5 protein-coding genes are annotated in these 4,910 nt (G+C 68.1%); all 5 read right to left on the bottom strand.

Annotation, left to right across the window (positions count from 1 at the left end; translation table 11 throughout):
- The coding region (locus tag ACWDSL_RS51865) for a roadblock/LC7 domain-containing protein (protein WP_356211799.1) at positions 1-155 on the bottom strand (155 nt) is incomplete at its 3' end.
- A gap of 10 nt (positions 156-165) precedes the next feature.
- Entirely contained in the window at positions 166-3,234 is a 3,069-nt protein-coding gene (locus ACWDSL_RS51860) for a nitrate- and nitrite sensing domain-containing protein (protein WP_450496566.1), read from the bottom strand.
- Between the two features lie 349 nt (positions 3,235-3,583).
- Complete coding sequence (locus ACWDSL_RS51855; protein ID WP_450496564.1) at positions 3,584-4,171, bottom strand: GTP-binding protein; 588 nt, start codon at positions 4,169-4,171, stop codon at positions 3,584-3,586.
- Positions 4,152-4,562 (bottom strand): DUF742 domain-containing protein, encoded by a 411-nt coding sequence (locus tag ACWDSL_RS51850; RefSeq protein WP_043486671.1) that lies wholly within the window; start codon positions 4,560-4,562, stop codon positions 4,152-4,154. The genes ACWDSL_RS51855 and ACWDSL_RS51850 overlap by 20 nt, the downstream gene beginning before the upstream one ends.
- A gap of 103 nt (positions 4,563-4,665) precedes the next feature.
- On the bottom strand, positions 4,666-4,910 hold a 245-nt coding region (locus tag ACWDSL_RS51845; protein WP_450496563.1), incomplete at its 5' end, for a roadblock/LC7 domain-containing protein.

The raw sequence follows: 4,910 nt of genomic DNA, 5'->3' as shown, positions 1-4,910 counted from the left end.
ACGGCCGCCAGCTGGTCGGCTCGGTCACGGGGAAAGCCTTCGGACATCGCCAGAAGGAGTCCGTCGGCGGAGACCACCACCGTGTGCGACACCCCCGGGGTGTTGTCCACGAAGTTGGTGATCAACCAGTTCAGGTTCTGCGCCGCCTGGCTCATCGGGCTCACACTAACGCTCCTGATCGTAGCTGCTGCCGGGGCCGTAGCCCTGTTGGTCATGCTGGTCACGCTGTTGGCGCCCCTTCTGGACGCCGCGGCGCAGGTTGCTCAACCTGCCGCGGATGTCCTCCGGCGCGCGGGAGACCTGGGGGCCGCCCGCTCCGGTCGACTCCGCGGTGCCCTCGACCAGGTTGGCCTTGGGCACTCGCCGGGGCAGACCGGAAGAGGTGATCCCGCCGGCCTTCGGCTCACGCAGCTGTTCGGCTCGGTGCCAGCGCTGGTCGTTCTCCGGGTGCCACGTGAAGGTGTCCGGGAAAGTGTGCTCCCCCGAGTCCTGACCGGGCAGCTCCGGCGCCGCGGGCGCCGCCGGTTCCGCGGTCGGCTGCTGGGTCCCTGAGTCCTCCGACGGCTGCCACTGCTTATCGCGGCGGGGGAGGCCGGCGTCGGTCAGGGAGCTGATGGTGCTCGGGGAGGGTCCCGGACGGTGGAACTCTACGCTTTCCGAGGCAACTTCGGGAGCGCTTGGCCCAGATTCCGTTTGTACTGGGTAGTTTGATGCAAAGGGCGACTCAAACGAACCGGTGTCGCTCCAATTTCCCTGATGGGAAGCGGAAGTGAAGTCGGCGTACGGCGGCGGTCCGGATTCCGCGGCGCCTGTTACGGTCCCGTATTCCGATTCCGGTTCGGAATACGTCGCAGAAGACGGGAACGGCATGGCCGGTCCGGTCGGCGGCGCGGGGGCGGATGCCCCGGTTTGTTCCAGGGGCCCGAACAGCGGATCGCCGCCGTATGCCGAGTCGTCGAAGCCGAAGTCGGCGGCGGTGCGCGGCGCGGCGGGCTCCGGGGCGGTCTGCGGCTGGACGATCTGCGGGGCCACAGGGGGCTGAGGGGCCTGGGGGATGGCCTGCGGGGCCTGGGGCGCCTGCAGGGCTTGCTGGGCCTGCTGGGCTTGTTCCTGGCCGATCCGGGGGGAGACCGTGAAGTCCTGGTTCCCGGGCAGCTCCTCGCCGCCTCCGCCGTGCGTGATCGCGTCCGGCAGCATCACCAGCGAGGTGGTGCCCGCCTGCTCGCCCGACGGGCGCAGCTGGCACCGGATGTGGTGCCGGTCGGCGAGGCGGCCGACCACGTACAGGCCCATGCGCTGCGAGACGGCGGCGTCGACGGTGGGCGGATTGGCCAGCTTGTGGTTGATGTCCGCGAAGTCCTCGGCGGTCAGGCCGATGCCCTTGTCATGGATCTCGATCATCACGCGGCCGTCGGGCAGCCGGGTCGCGGTCACCCGCACCTTGGTGTGCGGCGAGGAGAACGTGGTGGCGTTCTCCAGCAACTCGGCGAGCAGGTGCACCAGGTCGGTCACGGCGTTGCCGTGGATCTCGGTCTCCGGGACGCCGGCCAGCTCGATCCGCTCGTACGACTCCACCTCGGAGGAGGCTGCGCGCAACACGTCGATCAGCGGCACCGGCTGGTTCCAGCGACGGCCCGGCTCCTCGCCCGCGAGGATCAGCAGGTTCTCGCCGTTGCGCCGCATACGGGTCGCCAGGTGGTCCAGCCGGAAAAGGTGCTCGAGCTGGTCCGGGTCGGCCTCGCGGTTCTCCAGTTCGGAGATCAGCGAGAGCTGGCGCTCGATGAGGCCCTGGTTGCGGCTGGAAAGGTTGGTGAAGATCGCGTTGACGTTGCCGCGCAGCATCGCCTGCTCGGCGGCGAGCCGGATGGCCTCGCGGTGCACTTGGTCGAAGGCCCGGGCCACCTCGCCGATCTCGTCCCGTGTGGTGATCGGGATCGGGGTCACCCGGGTGTCGATCCGGCCCGGATCAGCCTTGGAGAGCTGGTCGACCAGCATGGGCAGCCGCTGCTCGGCGACGTCGAAGGCGGTGTTGCGCAGCTGCCGCATGCTGCGGCTCATGGAGCGGGCCATCCGGCTCGCCACGACGAAGGCCAGCAGAAGGCCGAGCAGCACGATGGCGGAGTTCACCAACGCGTCGCGCTTTGCGTTCGCGGAGATTTGCGAAGCCTCGTTCACCGCCTTGTCGACGAGGTCGTTCTCGATCTCGCGATAGGCGTCGAACTTGGCCGTGGAAGCGGCGAACCACGACTCCGGGGTGATGCCGCGCTCCTTGAGGGCCGCCGGCTTTTCGCCGCTGCCGATGGCCTCGATCATCTGCTCCATCGAGGGCGGCACCACGAACTGCCGGTCCTCGGCGGCGGCCTTCCGCCGGGCCTCTTTGACCTGCGCCTCGCTCTGCTTCTTCCCCTCCGCCATGGCCTGCTTCAGCCGGGCCACGTCCTCGGGGAGGCCGGCCGACTGGAACTCGGTGAGGGCGATGTTCTCCAGGTAGACGTACGAGCCGAAGGCGGTGAGCTGGGTCTTGCGGTCGACGGCCGAGGGGCCGGGTTTGACCAGCAGATGGCTGCCGATGGAGCGTTGGAGCGATTCAGCTCCCTTGGCCAGCGAGACCGCGTAGACGGTGCGGCCGTAGGACGTGATGTTGCCGGTGCCCAGACCCAGTTCGTTTGCGAACTCCAACAGTGAGTGCTCGACCGCGACATAGCCCTCTTCGGTCTTCACCCCGTTCAGCCGGTCGGTGTACGCGTACCGGCGCAGATTGGCCAGCTGCGGCTCCACCGCCTGAAAAGCCTTGAGGCGACGCTTGAGGCTCGCGGTGTTCGGCATGTCCGCGGCGTACTTGTCGAACTCGGCCTTCGCGGCGTCGGTCGCCGCCCGCGCCTTTTTGACCTCGTCCTCGGCGGAACCGGTGAGCAGCGGAACCGCGGTGCGGTCGCGCTCGTCAACCAGAGCGTGGCTGTAGGACGCGGCCGCGCGGACCAGCCGGGCGGTGCGCTCGGCGTCCTCGGCCGCGTTCCAGGTGGAAACGGAGGACTGGACGCGGAAGCCGCCGAAGAGCAGGGCGACCAGAACGGGGATGAGCATGATCGCGTTCAGGCGGGCCGGCACCCGCCAGTTCCGCGGCGACAGGCGTCCGCCGGCCGCGACAGGGGGCTCCGTCGCACCGGCGGGTGGCGCCGCTGTGCGCGGCGGCGGGGTGAAGTTCCCCCGCTCCTGTTTCGCGGAGTCCGGCATGCTTCGCCTCACTCGACCAACAACCTCTCGGCGTCGGCACCTGTGTCGTGCCGTTCCCAGCTGAGCCCGTACCGCCCAGTTCAGCGAATTCCAGCATGCTGTGTCGGTGCTTTCCAAACAGTCGGCAAACCGTCCGACCAGTTGTCTGGACCAGAGATAAAAGGGGCGTTACGGGCGAGACATGTCAAACGGCTAACTAATTGAGCGCGCAACGGAGCTGTCCGAACGCGCTCCGTATCGAATCCCATCTATTTCTCTGTCGAAACGTTATGAACGCCCGAGCGGGCCGTGTCATAGGACACAGCCCGCTCCGGTCAACGGATCTCGGACAACTTCCGGGATTTTACCCCTACTTCAGCCGAGCCATCAGGGCATGCTCCACGAGTGTGATAAGCGCGCTCTTTGCCTCGCTGCGGTGGCGGGCGTCGGTGATGATGATCGGGGTGTCCGGGCCGATCTGGAGTGCTTCCCGCACCTCTTCGGGAGTGTAGGGCTGGTGTCCGTCGAAGCCGTTGAGGGCGATGACGAAGGGGAGCCCGGAGTTCTCGAAGTAGTCGACCGCGGGGAAGCAGTCGGAGAGACGGCGGGTGTCGACGAGGACGACGGCGCCGATGGCGCCGCGGACCAGATCGTCCCACATGAACCAGAACCGGTCCTGTCCTGGCGTGCCGAACAGATACAGGATCAGGTCGTCGTCCAGCGTGATACGGCCGAAGTCCATCGCCACGGTCGTCGTGGTCTTGTCCTGCACATGGCTCAGATCGTCGATCCCGGCCGAGGCGGAGGTCATCACGGCTTCGGTGCGCAGCGGGTTGATCTCCGAGACCGCGCCGACGAACGTGGTCTTGCCCACGCCGAAGCCGCCCGCCACCACGATCTTGGCCGAAGTGGTCGCACGGGCCGTCGGGGCACCGCCGCTAGAGCTTGCGAAGTCCACTGAGCACCCTTTCGAGCAGTGTCACATCCGGAGTCCCGCCCGCGTCCGAGTTGCCGCCGGGCTGATGGATCGCCACCATCCCCGCCTCGGCCAGGTCGGCGACCAGGATCCGGGCCACCCCCAGCGGCATGTTGAGCAGTGCGGACACCTCGGCGACCGACTTGACCTCCCGGCACAGATGACAGATCCGCTGGTGCTCGGGGAGCAGCCCCTGCAGATGCGCGGGGTCCGCCGTGGTGGAGACCAGTGCCTCGATGGCGAGCTGGTAGCGAGGCCGGGTCCGGCCACCGGTCATCGCGTACGGGCGCACCAACGGCTGGTCGCCTTCACTCCCGTACGGCGAATGATGATGGCCGCCGTACGGGCCAGGCGAGGCAGGGGGCGGGGTCATGGGTCCTCCGGTCGGGACAGGAAGGTGACGGTGTCGCCGTCGGTCGGTGCCGTTTGGGGGGCGTTCGGCCTGTCAGCCGAGCGGGTGGGCGGCGGATGGTCGGTCAGTTCAACAGGCTGCCTTGCAGTTCGGCGCGCAGGTCCGGGGTGAGGACACTGCCCGCGCGGTCGACGAGCAGGGCCATCTCGTAGCCGACGAGGCCGATGTCGCAGTCCGGGTGGGCGAGTACGGCGAGGGAGGAGCCGTCGGAGACGGACATGATGAACAGGAAGCCTCGTTCCATCTCGACGACGGTCTGGTTGACCGCGCCGCCTTCGAAGATGCGGGAGGCTCCGGCGGTGAGCGAGG

This window comes from Streptomyces sp. NPDC000941 (genome assembly GCF_053599555.1).
The sequence above is the reverse complement of the archived record's forward strand: the minus strand, read 5'-3'. Positions and strand labels throughout refer to the sequence as shown.